Origin of the sequence: Planococcus sp. 1R117A (genome assembly GCF_051417975.1) — a bacterium.
Lineage (GTDB): Bacteria > Bacillota > Bacilli > Bacillales_A > Planococcaceae > Planococcus > Planococcus shenhongbingii.
In genome coordinates this window covers 820,683-836,945 of record NZ_JBPRLO010000002.1, presented here as the reverse complement: position 1 = coordinate 836,945, position 16,263 = coordinate 820,683, and the positions used below count along the sequence as shown (strand labels likewise).

At 44.6% G+C, this 16,263-nt stretch carries 14 protein-coding genes and 1 other annotated feature; of the genes, 12 read left to right on the top strand and 2 right to left on the bottom strand.

All coding sequences use genetic code 11. The features are described 5' to 3' along the window. The first annotated feature begins 124 nt into the window (after positions 1–124). The 4 genes from ACSFXN_RS09555 to leuS all read left to right on the top strand — a co-directional run bounded on the left by ACSFXN_RS09555 (position 125) and on the right by leuS (position 5,527). Positions 125–1,318, top strand: a complete 1,194-nt coding sequence (locus ACSFXN_RS09555; protein ID WP_437149867.1) for an MDR family MFS transporter — start codon at positions 125–127, stop codon at positions 1,316–1,318. 142 nt (positions 1,319–1,460) lie between these two features. Beyond that, entirely contained in the window at positions 1,461–2,153 is a 693-nt protein-coding gene (locus tag ACSFXN_RS09550; protein ID WP_437149866.1) for a CoA transferase subunit A, read from the top strand. Between the two features lie 16 nt (positions 2,154–2,169). After that, positions 2,170–2,823 (top strand): 3-oxoacid CoA-transferase subunit B, encoded by a 654-nt coding sequence (locus ACSFXN_RS09545; protein WP_437149865.1) that lies wholly within the window; start codon positions 2,170–2,172, stop codon positions 2,821–2,823. A 45-nt stretch (positions 2,824–2,868) separates the two neighbouring features. Beyond that, positions 2,869–3,075, top strand: a binding site (T-box leader). A gap of 40 nt (positions 3,076–3,115) precedes the next feature. Further along, a complete protein-coding gene (gene leuS, locus ACSFXN_RS09540) occupies positions 3,116–5,527 on the top strand; it encodes a leucine--tRNA ligase (protein ID WP_437149864.1) in 2,412 nt (803 codons plus the stop codon). A gap of 315 nt (positions 5,528–5,842) precedes the next feature. Here the strand turns inward: leuS and ACSFXN_RS09535 are convergent, their stop codons facing one another. Beyond that, a complete protein-coding gene (locus ACSFXN_RS09535; protein WP_437149863.1) occupies positions 5,843–7,108 on the bottom strand; it encodes an NAD(P)/FAD-dependent oxidoreductase in 1,266 nt (421 codons plus the stop codon). Between the two features lie 187 nt (positions 7,109–7,295). Here ACSFXN_RS09535 and ACSFXN_RS09530 point away from each other — a divergent pair, with 187 nt between their 5' ends. Further along, positions 7,296–8,903, top strand: coding sequence for a putative polysaccharide biosynthesis protein (locus tag ACSFXN_RS09530; RefSeq protein ID WP_437149862.1), 1,608 nt, complete (start codon positions 7,296–7,298; stop codon positions 8,901–8,903). A gap of 9 nt (positions 8,904–8,912) precedes the next feature. Continuing rightward, a complete protein-coding gene (locus ACSFXN_RS09525) occupies positions 8,913–9,626 on the top strand; it encodes a pseudouridine synthase (protein WP_437149861.1) in 714 nt (237 codons plus the stop codon). Positions 9,627–9,787: 161 nt separating this feature from the next. Here the strand turns inward: ACSFXN_RS09525 and ACSFXN_RS09520 are convergent, their stop codons facing one another. Further along, on the bottom strand, positions 9,788–10,009 hold the full coding sequence (locus tag ACSFXN_RS09520; protein ID WP_036802205.1) for a DeoR family transcriptional regulator: 222 nt from the start codon (positions 10,007–10,009) through the stop codon (positions 9,788–9,790). A gap of 300 nt (positions 10,010–10,309) precedes the next feature. On the opposite strand from ACSFXN_RS09520, the gene pepV reads away from it, so the two are divergent. The 6 genes from pepV (at position 10,310) to ACSFXN_RS09490 (ending at position 15,765) form a co-directional block, all read left to right on the top strand. After that, complete coding sequence (pepV, locus tag ACSFXN_RS09515; protein ID WP_437149860.1) at positions 10,310–11,695, top strand: dipeptidase PepV; 1,386 nt, start codon at positions 10,310–10,312, stop codon at positions 11,693–11,695. 125 nt (positions 11,696–11,820) lie between these two features. Next, positions 11,821–12,669, top strand: a complete 849-nt coding sequence (gene dat, locus ACSFXN_RS09510; protein ID WP_437149859.1) for a D-amino-acid transaminase — start codon at positions 11,821–11,823, stop codon at positions 12,667–12,669. An 82-nt stretch (positions 12,670–12,751) separates the two neighbouring features. Continuing rightward, positions 12,752–13,291, top strand: a complete 540-nt coding sequence (gene thpR / locus ACSFXN_RS09505) for an RNA 2',3'-cyclic phosphodiesterase (protein ID WP_437149858.1) — start codon at positions 12,752–12,754, stop codon at positions 13,289–13,291. Positions 13,292–13,311: 20 nt separating this feature from the next. After that, the gene (locus ACSFXN_RS09500) at positions 13,312–14,244 is read left to right on the top strand and encodes a diacylglycerol/lipid kinase family protein (RefSeq protein WP_437149857.1); all 933 of its coding nucleotides are present in this window, start codon (positions 13,312–13,314) and stop codon (positions 14,242–14,244) included. Continuing rightward, positions 14,241–14,891, top strand: a complete 651-nt coding sequence (gene trmB, locus ACSFXN_RS09495) for a tRNA (guanosine(46)-N7)-methyltransferase TrmB (RefSeq protein ID WP_300992215.1) — start codon at positions 14,241–14,243, stop codon at positions 14,889–14,891. Before ACSFXN_RS09500 ends, trmB begins: the two co-directional genes overlap by 4 nt. 19 nt (positions 14,892–14,910) lie before the next feature. Continuing rightward, positions 14,911–15,765 (top strand): YtnP family quorum-quenching lactonase, encoded by an 855-nt coding sequence (locus ACSFXN_RS09490; RefSeq protein ID WP_437149856.1) that lies wholly within the window; start codon positions 14,911–14,913, stop codon positions 15,763–15,765. Positions 15,766–16,263 lie beyond the last annotated feature (498 nt).

Below are 16,263 nucleotides of genomic sequence, written 5' to 3'. Positions count from 1 at the left end.
TGGCCTGAATTGAGGCTACAACGCCTGAAAAATCTGATTTTACGGGAATCGAAATATTTTTCTTGTAGAGAGGATTTAAAAGGAATACAATGTCTTTTGGAATTGGAAAAAAGGAGGGATTGTGATGCCAAAACGTGTCTGGCTGTTAATCATCGGAATGCTCGTCAACGTAACAGGAAATTCGTTTTTATGGCCTTTGACTGCAATATATATATATGATCATTTAGGGAAATCTTTGTCGATCGCCGGACTCGTTTTAATGGCAAACGCAGGAGCTGCCGTAATCGGAAATTTGCTTGGCGGAGCACTTTTTGATAAATTTGGCGGCTATAAATCCATTATCAGCGGAATTGTCGTTACCGTCCTGGCTTTGGCTGGGCTTACTCTATGGCATGAGTTTTTGCCGTTTGTCATCTTTTATACAATTATTGGCTTTAGCGGAGGAATTGTCTTTCCAAGCATGTACGCCATGGTCGGAACAGTGTGGCCAGAAGGCGGGAGAAAAGCTTTTAATGCCATTTACTTGGCCCAGAATGTTGGCGTGGCAATAGGACCGGCGATGGCCGGTTTTTTAGCGGCTTACCGCTTTGACTACATATTCGCAGCAAATTTAGGGATGTATATCTTGTTTTTCTTTATCGCGCTGTTTGGCTTTAAATCTATGTCGATTTCTCCTTCATCGCATACTTCTGTATTTAATGAAGGTAAGAAAATACGCAATCGTGCACCCTTCAATGCATTATTAATCGTTTCAATCGGGTATTTCCTCTGTTGGATTGGCTATGTGCAATGGCAGTCGACCATTTCCGCTTATACACAGGAAATTGGCATTACGCTAACGCAGTACAGCTTCTTATGGTCATTGAACGGCTTCTTGATTGTGGCTGGCCAGCCGTTTATTCGGCCAATCATGAAAAAAATTGAAGATAATATCAAAAGCCAATTGGTTATCGGTATCGTGATTATGATGGTTTCGTATATCGTCGTGGCGTTCGCACAAGATTTTTCGATGTTTATTGCCGCGATGGTGATATTAACAATTGGAGAAATGTTCGTTTGGCCCGCTGTTCCGGCGCTCACTAATCAGTTGGCTCCAAAAGGGCGTGAAGGGTTTTACCAGGGAATCGTCAACAGCGTCGCAACAGGAGGGCGCATGGTCGGGCCGCTGCTTGGCGGCGTGATGGTCGATTTATATGGCATGCCGGCATTATTTATACTGGTGACTTTATTGGTGGCAGTGGCAATCGTGACATCTTTGCTTTACGACCGCCCTTTAAAGCAAGCACAGGCACAGAGTCTGCAGGAAAACTTGAATTAATTCATTTAGAGCCGGAAGATTGGGAGGAAACTCTTTCTTTCGGCTCTCTTCATATTGCGTTTTATGAGAGAGTTTGTTTAAATTAGGAAGAAAGCGCTTTATTTAAATAATATTCTGCGAAATGAAATGGAGGCCACTTTTGATGAAACCGATTTATGGTTCTGCTCAAGAAGCAGTTGAACAAATACAGGACGGCGCCACGATTATGGTGGGCGGATTCGGTTTGGTTGGAATTCCGGAACAATTGATCTTGGCGCTCGTGGACAAAGGAGTAACAGACCTTACCGTTATTTCGAATAACTGCGGCGTAGATGAATGGGGCCTGGGGTTATTGCTTAAAAATAAACAGATCAAAAAGATGATCGGCTCTTATGTGGGTGAAAACAAAGAGTTTGAACGTCAGGTGCTGTCCGGTGAAATTGAAGTGGAACTGACGCCTCAAGGGACGCTGGCAGAAAAAATGCGCGCAGGCGGCGCAGGAATCCCGGCATTCTTTACTCCGGCAGGGGTCGGCACGACCGTTGCAGAAGGAAAAGAAATACGTGAATTCGACGGCAAGGAATATGTGCTTGAACATGCTTTAAAAGCTGATTTTGCGTTAGTTCGTGCAGCTAAAGCCGACAAGATGGGCAATCTGATGTATAACAAAACGGCTCAGAACTTTAATCCGCTAGCTGCAGCAGCCGGGAAAATCACTATTGCAGAAGTGGAGGAAATCGTGGAAATCGGTGAAATTGATCCGAATCACGTCCAGACACCAAGCATTTATGTACAAGGTTTACTGCAGGCAAAACAGGAAAAGCGAATTGAACGGTTAACGACTCGATCTGTTTAAGAAAGGATGGAACTCTGTGGATAAAAATTTAGTGAGAGAACGAATTGCAAGACGTGCCGAAAAAGAAATCAAAGACGGCGATTACGTCAATTTGGGCATCGGTATGCCGACATTGGTAGCGAACTTCATTTCGGACAATAAAAGTGTCGTGCTGCAATCTGAAAACGGATTGCTTGGCATCGGTCCTTATCCGACCGAAGAAGAAGTCGATCCGGATCTGATCAATGCGGGCAAGGAAACGGTTACCACCATCCCGGGTTCTGCCTTTTTTACAAGCGCTGAATCGTTCGCAATGATCCGCGGGGGCCATATCGATGTCGCCATCCTTGGCGGCATGGAAGTGGCTGAAAACGGCGACTTGGCGAACTGGATGATTCCAGGGAAAATGATCAAAGGCATGGGAGGCGCAATGGATTTGGTGCATGGCGCTAAAAAAGTCATCGTCATCATGGACCATGTGTCAAAAGACGGTTCACCTAAAATCAAAAAGCAATGTGACTTGCCATTGACCGGCAAAGGCGTCGTCAATAAAATCATCACGGAACGTGCGGTAATTGAAGTGACCGAAAACGGCCTGGTGCTGACCGAAGTGTTCGAAGGATTCTCCGTGCAGGACATCATCGATTCAACCGATGCGCCGTTGAATACAGAAAACGTGAAAGTTTCTTAATGTATTGCCAAAAAACGGCGGCTCCGCTAGAATGAATAGTAATAATAAATGACAGTGAAGAGGACCAGTAGATTGTTTTGATTCCCAAGAGAGCCGGCGGTTGGTGCAAGCCGGTGAATGGAACAGTCGAACTCGCCTTGGAGTCCGTGTATGTGAAACCAGAGTAACATACACCGTTTTCCGCGTTAAGGAGTCAAGTTGAGCGGGCAGCCGCTAATTTGGGTGGTACCGCGGGAAACTCCCGTCCCTTATTTAAGAGGGACGGGAGTTTTTATTTTGAGGAGGAACTGAGATGACATTCAAGCACAAAACAGTTGAAAAGAAATGGCAAAAATACTGGGAACAAAATAAAACCTTTAAATTGGAGACGGATTTTTCAAAACCGAAGTTTTACGCTTTGGATATGTTCCCTTATCCATCAGGTGCCGGTCTTCACGTAGGACATCCTGAAGGATACACCGCAACCGATATCTTGAGCCGCATGAAGCGCATGCAAGGCTATAACGTTCTTCACCCGATGGGCTGGGACGCATTCGGCCTTCCTGCAGAGCAATATGCACTCGATACCGGAAACGATCCGGCTGAATTCACCGCGAAAAACATCGCGACATTCAAACGCCAGATCCAGGAACTAGGATTTTCATACGACTGGGACCGTGAAGTGAATACGACGGATCCGTCTTACTATAAATGGACTCAATGGATTTTTATCCAGCTTTACAATAAAGGATTGGCATACGTTGATGAAGTGGCTGTAAACTGGTGCCCGGCACTGGAAACAGTGCTTGCCAATGAAGAAGTGGTCGACGGAGTTTCCGAACGCGGCGGCCATCCGGTAGAGCGCCGCCCAATGCGCCAATGGGTGCTGCGCATCACGGAATACGCTGACCGTTTGTTGGAAGATTTGGATGAGCTTGACTGGCCAGAAAGTTTGAAAGACATGCAGCGCAACTGGATCGGGAAATCGGAAGGGGCGGAACTTGAATTCCAGATTGATGGAAACGGCCATTCGTTCCGCGCATTCACGACTCGCCCGGATACAATTTTCGGTGCGACGTATGCGGTTTTGGCGCCGGAACATAAATTGGTGTCAGAAATAACAACTCCTGACCACAAAGAAGCAGTTGAAGCTTATATTGATGAAGTGAAGACGAAAAGCGATTTGGAACGAACTGATTTGGCGAAATCAAAAAGCGGCGTCTTCACCGGCGCTTACGCTATTAATCCAGTAAGTGGCGAAAAAATGCCGGTCTGGATTGCGGATTATGTGCTTGCGACTTATGGAACAGGCGCCATCATGGCGGTTCCAGCGCATGACGAACGCGACTATGAATTCGCGAAGCAATTCGATTTGCCGATTGTTGAAGTGGTTTCAGGAGGAGATATTTCAACTGAAGCTTATGCAGGGGATGGCGAATTGATCAACTCCGGCTTCTTGAATGGGTTAAATAAAAAAGAAGCGATTGAACGAGCGATTGCCTGGCTTGAAGAGCACAGCGTCGGTGAGAAGAAAATTACGTACCGTCTTCGTGACTGGCTGTTCAGCCGCCAGCGTTACTGGGGCGAGCCAATTCCAATTATCCACTGGGAAGATGGCACAATGACACCTGTCGAAGACAAAGACTTGCCGTTGATGCTTCCAGTGACGACTGACATTAAACCAAGCGGAACAGGCGAATCACCGCTTGCCAATATCACGGAATGGGTCAATGTCGTCCATCCGGAAACAGGTATGAAAGGGCGCCGGGAAACCAATACAATGCCGCAATGGGCAGGCAGCTGCTGGTACTACTTGCGCTATATCGATCCAACAAATGACGAAGTTTTGGCCGATCCGGAACTATTGAAACACTGGCTTCCGGTTGATGTCTATATCGGTGGAGCAGAACATGCCGTTCTGCATTTATTGTATGCGCGCTTCTGGCATAAAGTGCTTTACGATATCGGTGTGGTTTCCACGAAAGAGCCATTCCAGAAATTGTTCAACCAAGGCATGATTTTGGGTGAAGGCAACGAAAAAATGTCGAAATCCAAAGGCAATGTCGTCAATCCCGACCAGATCATCGAAAGCCATGGTGCTGACACACTTCGCCTTTATGAAATGTTCATGGGGCCGCTTGAAGCTTCCATCGCCTGGTCCACAAACGGCCTTGACGGCGCTCGTCGTTTCCTTGACCGTGTCTGGCGCTTATTGATTGAAGAAGAGCAATTGAGCGGCAAAGTCGTTGATGCTAATGACGGCAAATTGGAAAAAGTCTATCACCAAACCGTTAAGAAAGTAACGGAGGATTTTGAAGGGCTTCGCTTCAATACCGCTATTTCTCAAATGATGGTATTCATTAACGAAGGCTATAAAGCAGAATCGATTCCGAAAGAATACGTAGAAGGCTTTGTGAAACTCTTGTCTCCGATAGCTCCTCATGTAGCTGAAGAGCTATGGGAGAAATTGGGCCATACAGAATCGATCACGTATGTAGCTTGGCCAGAATACGATGAGTCGAAAATGATTGACGACGAAATCGAAGTGGTTGTCCAAGTAAACGGCAAAGTCAGAACGAAACTTGTCATTGCCAAAGACTCAACGAAAGAACAATTGGAAGCAGCAGCGCTTGCGAACGATCAAATCGTAAAAGCGGCGGACGGCAAACAGATCCGTAAAGTGATTGCGATTCCAGGAAAATTGGTAAACGTCGTAATTGCGTAATAAAGAGAAATTTAAAAAGCCTGTCCGGACCAGCTTAGCGCTGGCGGACAGGCTTTTTGTATTGGCGCAAGCAAAGGGGATCATGAATCCAAAGTTGTGGCTGAATCCAAAAAATCATGTTGAACGCAGATAAACATTTTCTAACGCAGATATATTGTCAGGCACGCAGATATAATTCCATGAGCGCAGATAAAATGAAATAAACGCAGATAAATAAAATCTTTAAGTAAAGCTTTCAAAAACAGCATCCTTTTCCCGGCATTTCAGTCCTAATAAAAAAGCCGTCCACATAGAAGCGGACGGCAAAAAATATAATTAAGAAGTATGAGCAAATGCAGCAGCACTTCTGCCTGCAACATTTCCGGTAACCAGTGCGGAAGTGATATTATAGCCGCCGGTGTAGCCGTGGATATCCAGAATTTCCCCACAGAAATACAGGCCGGGCTTTTTGCGTGAAGCCATTGTTTTCGGTTCGATTTCTTTAATCGACACTCCGCCGCCAGTAACAAATGCTTTTTCAATCGGCTGTGTACCTGTAACGAACATTGAGAAACTTGTCAATTGCTGGGCAAATGCGCGCACTTTGTCGCTTGCAAGTTCAGCTCCGACTGCTTGCGGATCGATTCCCGCGCGTTCCATCAAAAACAGGAGCCAGCGTTCCTGTGTGATGCTTTTCCAAACGTTTTTCACAGCTTTTTTCGGCTCGTCTTTCATCATTTTATGAAGCAATTGAAAGGCCGATTCGGCATTTTCTTCCGGCAGCGTATTGATGCGCATTTCCACAGGCTGGCCGCCGTTTTTCTTCATTTCTTTGACGACATACTGGCTGCAGCGGAGCACTGCCGGACCGCTTAAGCCGAAATGGGTGAACAGCATATCCATTTGATGGGTGATGAGTGTTTTTCCTTTTTTATTCAACACGGATACTGCCGCGTCGCGAAGAGCAAGACCTTGCAGTTCGCGGCTGATGATAAATGGCTCTTTCGATAATAACGGAACTTCAGTGGGGTACAAATCGGTAACCGTATGGCCGGCTTTTTCCGCCCATGGATACCCGTCTCCAGTTGAGCCTGTTTGCGGCACTGCTTTTCCGCCAACTGCGACAACAACCGCTTTTGCTATAAATTCTTCCCCGGAATGAAGGCGAACTCCTGTCACTTTTTCATCAGTCATCAACAGCTTTTTAACAGGTGAATCCAGCAATACTTTGACGTTCAGCCGGTCCATTTCCCGGAACATGGCATCTGCCACGTCCTGAGCCCGGTTCGAAACCGGAAACATGCGGCCATGGTCTTCTTCTTTCAAAGAAACGCCAAGTCCTTCAAAAAAAGCGATGATGTCTTCGTTATTGAATACGGAAAACGGACTGTATAAAAATCGTCCATTGCCCGGAATATTTTTGACGATTTCTTCAAGAGGCAAGCGGTTGGTCACATTGCAGCGTCCGCCGCCTGAGATAACCAACTTTTTGCCCAGCTTTTTGCCTTTTTCAATCAATAAAACCTTTTGGCCTTCGGAAGCCGCAGCGACCGAAGCCATCAATCCTGAGGGACCCCCGCCGATAATTATAACGTCATACATAAAATAAGAACTCGCTTTCGTTTTTCTTACAGTATACACTATGCGAGAAAACTCGTTGAGTAATTTCTTTTATAGGTGTACACTATCGTGTAGATTGTTTTTTTATCCCGCTATAATATCAGTGTGCCAGAAGGAGATTTCCACGCTGATGAATGTTTTTTATTTTGAGAAAGTCAGGAAGTGTAAAATGTCAACGCTAATTAAAGGAACTGCTATATTAACCCTGGGTTTGTTTTTATCAAAAATCCTTGGAGTCATTTACGTCATCCCGTTTTACGATATGGTAGGGGAAGAAAATATCGGCCTTTACCAATATGCTTATATACCTTATAACTTGATGCTGTCGCTGGCAATTTCGGGAGCGCCGATCGCTTTTTCGAAATTTGTTGCGAAATACAATTCGCTCGGAGACTATGAAACCGGCAGGAGATTATTGAAATCCGGTTTGCTGACGATGATGATCACCGGCTTTGCTGCATTCCTCCTGTTGTATTTCTTTGCAGGTCCGCTTGCGGAAATTACCATCAATAAAAACGAAAAAGTCCATACTGTGCAGGATGTCAAAGAAGTGATTCAATGGGTAAGTTTTGCTTTGATCGTCGTGCCGTTCATGAGTTTGTTCCGCGGATTCTTCCAAGGCTATAACTTTATGATGCCAACAGCCGTATCCCAGCTGATTGAACAAATCATCCGTATTGTGTTTCTGCTTGGAGGAGCCTACCTGGTTCTGAATGTCTTTGACGGCACTCCGGAAACCGCTGTGCAAATCGCAGTGCTGTCCGCATTTGTCGGGGCACTTGGCGGCGTTCTCGTCCTGTTCTATTATTGGAGAAAGAAAAAGCCTGAGTACAACGAACTGCGCGCTAAATCGGTTGAATCCTACGATGTGCGGCTGCGGGATATGTATAAAGAAATTGCCATCTATGCCGTACCTGTTGTTTTTTTGGGAATTGCCAATCCTTTGTTCCAGTTTGTCGATATGCTGACGTTCAACAATGCGATGAGCACAACAGAAAATGCAGCCAGTTCAAGTATTTACTTGGGCATGCTGAACTTAACAACGCATAAACTGGTGATGATTCCGGTAATGCTTGCTACAGGTTTCTCGATGGCGCTGATTCCATTGATCACCAAATACTTCACGAATAAAGAATATAACTCGGTCAACCGGACTTTGGATCAAACGTTCCAGATTCTCTTATTTTTGACGCTGCCAGCAGTTGTCGGAATGACGATGTTGTCTGACGAACTTTACCATGTGTTTTATGAAATCAGTGCGCCGGGATCAGAAATTCTTTCACATTATTTGCCGGTGGCGATTTTGTTTGCCATGTTCCCGGTTACCGCTTCGATTCTGCAAGGAATCAACCAGCAAAAATGGATCATCTTAAATTTACTGATCGGCTTATTATTAAAATTGGCATTGAACGTCCCGTTGATTGAGCGTTTTGAAACAGATGGGGCAATTGCTGCTACAATCATCGGTTATGTCGTCGCTATCGGCATGAACTTAGCTGTCATTAAAAAAACAATGAATTACCGGTCGAATATGGTTGTGCGGCGTTTATTCCTGATTGTTATCTTGAATATAGTGATGGCCGCAGTGGTGTATTTTGCTTTGGCCGGAGTGGATCTGTTTATCGGCATGGATACGAAATTCCATTCGGTTATACGCATTCTGATTGTCGGTGGAATCGGCGCAGCAGTTTATGGCTTTATCAGTTTAAAAACGGGCATCGCCCAAAAACTGCTGGGAGAGCGTTTGACCAAATATACACGGAAATTCGGTTTCTAGGAGGGCATTATGCGTTTAGATAAATTTTTATCGAATATGGGCTACGGTTCCCGAAAAGAAGTAAAAGTTTTGCTAAAATCAAAAGCTGTGGAAGTAAACGGGGAAGTGGTGCGTGATCCGAAAGTCCACGTGAATGAAACAGCGGATCTTGTAACAGTAAGCGGAGAAAAAGTTGAATACACGGAGTTTATCTACTTGTTGATGAACAAACCACAAGGCGTGATTTCGGCGACAGAAGACAAGTACGAAGGGACGGTAATCGATTTGCTGGAGGAAGCGGAGCGGAATTTTGAGCCGTTTCCTGTCGGCCGGCTCGATAAAGATACGGAAGGCTTTTTGCTGCTGACAAACGACGGCAAACTAGCGCATGAATTATTGTCCCCCAAAAAGCATGTCGATAAAAGATATTTCGCTGTGATAGATGGAATGGTGACTGCTGAAGATGGAGCAGCTTTTGAACGAGGCGTTATGCTGGATGACGGTTATGTCACAAAGCCAGCACAGCTGAAGATCTTGAAGAGCGGAGAAGAATCCGAAATTGAATTGACAATCACTGAAGGAAAGTTCCACCAAGTGAAACGGATGTTTCAGAGTGTCGGAAAAGAAGTGACTTATTTAAAACGATTGTCCATGGGGCCGCTGGAATTAGATCCGAAGCTTAAACTCGGAGAATACCGCCATTTGGCTGAAGAGGAAATCGAATTATTAAAACAAAGAAAATGACCGCATCTGTTGCGGTCATTTTCTTTGTTTAGGGAGCATCTTTACGTTGTCTAGACTCCAGCGCCCAGCTTCTGGGGATGTAAGCTTTCAGCTTTCTGACAAAAAGCGTCGTTTTACTAAATCGTCTTATGCCGTCGAATCTAAACGGGCGCTTGAGCTTATTACGATGTCATTTTGACTTTTTTATGCGTCGTTGTCCATTTGCCGCGAGTTGGGCTTTCTACCAAGTCGTTAAAGGCTAACACATTCAAATCTCTTTGAATGGTGCGAGGAGTGATGCCGAATTCATCGACTAAATCTTGCGTAGTTACAGTTCCGTTATCACGGATGTACTTATACATATCTTTAATTCGAATTAGCATGCGATCAGTTGTAGGTTTCAATATTAGAACCACTCCTTCATCTTTTTTCCAATAGGCAAAGACTAGCGGACGATAAGCTGAGGTATACTCAACGGTCTTGAAATAAAAGCCAAAGACATCCCCTTTTTTTATAAAAATCTGTCAAATAGTATTATCTGACAATTTGATTATAGCGAAAAAACAATCTGAATTCTACAATTAACGATTATTTCATATAAAATTAACATTACAGAGATATTATAATTTGCATAAATTTGCTTCTAGTTCTTTAAATTTCTCGCAAAAGGTGTACAATAATTTTAACTAAAAGGGGAGTGAATTATGGATTGGCAATTAGAAGCTGAAAAACGAAGAAATGAAATCATCGAGGAATTGCAGCAATTAATCGCAATTCCAAGTATTTTAAGTGAAGAAAACACCCTGGAAGCCCCTTTTGGAACAGAAGTTAAACGAGCTTTAGAGTGGTTTATGGACAAAGGCGAAAAACGCGGCTATCAAGTGAAAAACGTAGCCAATATGGCAGCTCACCTGGAAACAGGAGAAGGCAAAGAATTGCTTGGAATTTTAGGCCATGTGGATGTAGTTCCAACAGGAACCGGCTGGACAAAAGATCCGTTCGGCGGAGAAATTGAAGGAAACAAATTATATGGCCGTGGAGCAATCGACGACAAAGGACCGACAATTGCGGCTTGGACAGCGTTGAATATGGTGAAAGAAGCAGGATTTGAATTTACGAAACGGGTACGTTTAATCATCGGTACGGATGAAGAAAGCGGCTTTCGCTGCGTCGAGCGATATTTTGAAACAGAAGAAATGCCGACAATGGCTTTTGCTCCAGATGCTGATTTCCCAATCATCAATGCGGAAAAAGGGATTGCATCACTTGTTTTTTCAAAAAAGACGTGGACAAAAAAAGATGCATTAATCACTTTCTCTTCCGGCAGCCGCACCAATATGGTACCGGATTTAGCAGAAGCTGCAGTCATTGGGGATTTGAGCGAGTGGCAACAAGACTTTGAGGGTTTTTGCAGTAAACAAGGAGTTCAAGGTGAAATTGAAGCCGAGGATGGCAAACTCCATTTAACCCTTCATGGCAAGTCGGCTCATGCAATGGAGCCGGATGACGGGGTGAATGCGGGTGTTCTGCTGGCGTTGTTTTTAAGAAACAAGTTGGACGGCGATGGCAAAGCATTCACCGAATTTGTCGCTGATCAATTTTATAACGATTCACGAGGCCGGCATCTTGGCCTTGATTTCACCGATACGGTTTCCGGAGATACGACGTTTAACGCAGGAATTATTCATTTTGAACAAGATAAACGGGCGGCAGTAGAAGTCAGCATGAGGTATTCAATCAGTTATCCATTTGAAGAAAAAATGGCAAATGTGAACCCGGATGATTTTGCTTTAGAAATCCGATCCAATTCCATTCCTCATTATGTAGATGGCAACGACCCATTCATCAAAACGCTTCAAAATGCGTATGAAAAACAAACTGGCAATACCGCAAACCTTCTAGCCATTGGTGGAGGGACTTATGCGCGGGTATTGCAAAAAGGTGTGGCATTCGGCATGCTGTTTCCAGGCGAGAAGGATGTTGCCCACCAAGCGGATGAATTTGTCGATATCGACAATCTAATAAAAGCCACAGCAATTTATGCTGAGGCAATCTATCAATTAGCTTGTAAGAAAAGCGGAGAAGCCTGATCAGTCCCGACAGGCTGAAGGCAGAACACGCAGGAAATCTTGATTTCCGTAGTGGGCTGACTTAAGACCCCGAGGGACTAGGCGTCGGAGCTAGCCAGTAAAAAATGAGAAAAGAGGGATTAGACATGGATTGGATTTTGCATAATGGCGAGTTTATTCGGGAAAATGAGTTGAACGTTTCTAAGGAAGACCGGGGGTACCAATTCGGAGATGGAATTTATGAAGTTATCCGGGTATATGAAGGCAATTTGTTCACCGCTGCAGAACATATCGACCGTTTTTACGAAAGCGCTGAGAAAATTAAAATTGTCATTCCGTTTACAAAAGATGTATTTCACAAACAGATGTATGACTTAGTGGAAATGAACGAAATCGATAACGGACAAGTATATGTGCAAGTGACTCGCGGAGATGCGATTAGACAACACCATTTCCCGCAAGCGACATCGCCGGTGATTGTGGCTTATACGAAAAAAGTGGAGCGTCCTGTGGAAATGATGGAAGCAGGCGTTAAAGCGAAGTTTATTGAAGATATCCGCTGGCTGCGCTGTGATATCAAGAGCTTGAACCTCCTGGGGAATGTTCTCGCGAAACAGGAAGCGCATGAAGCTGGCAGCTACGAAGCCATTCTGCACCGTGGAGAAGTTGTCACGGAAGGTTCTTCTTCAAATATGTATGGCATTAAAAACGGAGTTATTTATACTCATCCAGCAACCAATTTGATTTTAAACGGCATAACTAGAAGAGTGATTTTGAATCTCTGCAAAGAGCTGGGAATCACTGTCCAAGAAACTGCTTATACTAAAACCGAGGCACTCGAAATGGATGAATTCTTCATGTCATCGACAACAGCTGAAATCATGCCGATTATCCAAATTGATGGACAGGATATTGGAGATGGAGTTCCTGGTGAACTGACGCAAAAGCTTCAGCAAGCATTCGAAGCCAATTTGAAGTTAACAGTAAAATCATAATTAGTGAATAAAGTGGTCGGCGAAAGCCGATCGCTATTTTTTTGTAATGATTTGAATGGTAAACTGAAGAAAGGTGATGATTATGCAGGCACATTATTTTATCGGCGTTAAAATTCCTGAGCCAGTGGCAAAAGAGATGGACAAGGCGAGAAGAAGCTGGAACTTAAAAAGCCATAAGCGGTACACCCATTGGTCGGATATGCATATTACGCTTCTTTTTATCGGCAACGATCCGCATAATGAAATTCAAGCAGCCGCGCAGGAATTGGCGAATATCAGCCACCCGCCGTTTGAGCTAACGACAGGCAGCGTTAAGACGTTCGGAAATCCGGCTAAACCCCGCATCATTTACGCATCCGTAGGAGACAGTTCAGAGTTGGCAGATCTGCAAAGGAACGTCAAAGAGGCATTGCTTCGATTCAATCTCAGCCCAGATACAAAGGCATTTATCCCGCATATCACTCTTGCCGGAAAATGGGCAGGAGGGCCACCTTTAGAAATAGAAATGGAAATTGAGCCGATGACGTTCCAAGTTACAGAATTTTCCTTGTTCCGGATTGAGCCTGGAAGCGTGCCGAAGTATATTCCGGAATTTACTTATCAATTGAGAAAAGGCGTATAAAGCGCGATAGGCGAGGTCATATGAAAATTGTATTCATTATTAATCCGGTGGCAGGCAATGGCAATGCGTTGAAAAAATGGAGCCATTTCAAAAATACAATAAGTTTTCCTTACGAAATGGTTTTAACCCATTTCCCTGGAGAAGCTACAAATCTAGTAAAGTCCATAAAAGAATCAGGTGAAAAGGCGCTGGTCATTGGTTTTGGCGGGGATGGCACTTTACGTGAAATTATCGCCGGAGCTGCCGGAGCCGAGCAATTGATGATCGGTTCTATTGCTGCCGGTTCAGGGAATGACTTTGGCAGAGGGTTTTGCTCTTTTGAAGATGCTGTAGAAATTGAAAAATTTTTAAAGCAGCCAATCACTACAAAAGAAGATGTTGGCGAATTCCACAATGGAGAAACCTATCAATTTGTCAGCAGTTCAGGCATTGGTTTTGATGCGGAAATATCTTTTTGGGTCAATCGTTCAAACTTGAAAAAGTGGCTGAATAAAATCAATGCAGGGAAATTGGTTTATTTGCTGTACGTTATAAAAATGCTTGTCAGGCCTAAGAAATTCAGTTTGATAGTGGAGCACAATGGGCAAAGGCAAATATACGAAGATGTGTGGCTCGCTACCGTCAGCAATCAGCCGTATTTTGGTGGAGGCATGAAAATATCTCCAAACTCTAAAACAGATGACGGCTTATTGGAGCTGACGGTGGTCCATCGTATTTCCCGCTTGAAACTGCTGCTGGTCTTTGGTACGGTTTTTACCGGAAGCCACACACGGTTTAAAGAAGTCGTTCAAAAGAGCGACGCTGAATTCAGACTAACCGTTGACGACTCCATCTTCCGCCATGTTGATGGAGATTATGCGGGAGAAACACCGAAAGATGAAACGGTGTCGTATGCAGTAAGCAAGAAATATTGGTATGCCGTAAATATAAGAAAGAAAGAGGAAATTAAATGAGATCACGTTACAAACCATGGGCAGCGGATTTAATCGCAGACAACCCCGAGATTGTCATTTCGTCCCCAGAACAGCAAAAAGGCAAATGGAAAGAAGTTTTTGGCAACGATAAGCCGCTTCATATTGAAGTAGGGACCGGCAAAGGCCGATTTATCATCGGTATGGCAAAAGCCAATCCGGACATCAATTATATCGGCATTGAATTGTTTGATAGTGTAATCGTCAGTGCTCTTGAAGGGATTCTTGATGATGAAGAGGGAGTGCCCAACTTGCGTCTATTGAGAGTAAATGGAGCAGACTTACTGAATTTCTTTGAAAAAGGCGAAGTGCAGCGCATTTATTTGAACTTTTCAGATCCATGGCCAAAAACGCGTCATGAAAAGCGCCGCTTGACTTATAAGACGTTTTTGGAACTATACGAATCGGTACTGCCGCCAAATGGCGAGATTCATTTTAAAACAGATAACCGAGGGCTCTTTGAATACTCGCTTGTCAGCATCTCAAAATATGGCATGTTATTGAAAGATGTTTCATTGGATCTTCACGCTAATGAACCGGAATGGAATATCATGACCGAGTACGAAGAAAAGTTTTCGAAAAAAGGCCAGCCGATTTACCGGCTTGAAGCGCAGTTCCAAGCAAATTGATCACCGGGAGGAATTTGGGATGGAGAAATTTCAGTTTCATGATATGGCATTAACTTGGTTAGATGGGGGTACTACTTGGCTTGATGGAGGCACGATGTTTGGTGTGGTGCCGAAAGTTGTCTGGTCAAAAAGATATCCGGTGAATTCGGAAAATCAGATCGAGCTGCCGACACATCCAATTCTGGTGCAGTATGAAGGGCATAATATCCTCATAGACAGTGGACTTGGAGAAGGCAAATTGACTGACCGCCAAAAACGCAATCTAGGCGTGTCGTCTGAGTCGAAGCTTGAGGAGAATTTGGCAGAATTGGGGCTTACGGCAAAAGATATCGATACTGTACTGATGACGCATTTGCACGGAGACCATGCTGCAGGGTTGACAAAGCGTCAGGGAGAATCGTTTGTTTCGGCATTCCCCAATGCGAAAATACATGTTTCTGCGATAGAGTGGGATGAAATGCAGCATCCGAATATCCGTTCCCGCAACACTTACTGGAAAGAAAACTGGGAGCCGATTGCAGCACAAGTTGAAACTTTTGAAAGCGAAAAAACCTTGTTTGATGCGATCCAAATGATACATACCGGCGGACATTCCAATGGCCATAGCGTCATTAAACTGATGAGCGGCGGCGAAACCATTTTGCATATGGGTGATATTATGCCGACACATGCCCATCAAAACCCGCTTTGGGTGCTCGCGTATGATGATTACCCGATGGATTCGATCTATGCGAAAGAAAAGCTGATGAAAGAGGCACTGGAAAACAGTTATTATTTCACCTTTTACCACGATGCCTATTACCGGGTTCTTAAATGGAGCCAAGATGGCAAAGAGATCGGTGAATCAGTAAAGTATCAGGAGAAAAAGATATAGAAAAAGGAGCCGATGAATAATCGGCTCCTTTTTTTAGCTTGTTGAGAAAGTTAGAATTTGTATTAGAATCATCCCTTAACCGATATTCCGCCAACCAGCTGCGCTTGCCGCGGGCGAGCGCCAAGCCTCCTCAGCCGCTTCGCGTCTTGCGGGGTCTCGGCTGTCTCGCTATCCCGCAGGCGTCTTCGCTGGTTGGCTCCATATCTGGAGAGCAGGAACAAACAGTAGAGAGCTTTCCCAAACAATCACCGTTTTAGAGAATCACAAAAGGTGATAAAACGAAGTTAAATGCAGCGGAAGGCGGCAAGGACAAACATTGTGCTCCTGCATCGCTGCGTTAGCTTCGTCGCAAACGAATCGTGCAAAATTACTTTTGCACGATTCACTTCCTGTGGGAATAGGGCGAGTCCTGAGACCCCGGAGGGAGCGCCAGCGAGCGAGGAGGCTCAGGCCGCACCCCCCCGGAAAGCGTCCGTCCTGGAGCGAAATGGAAAAGCT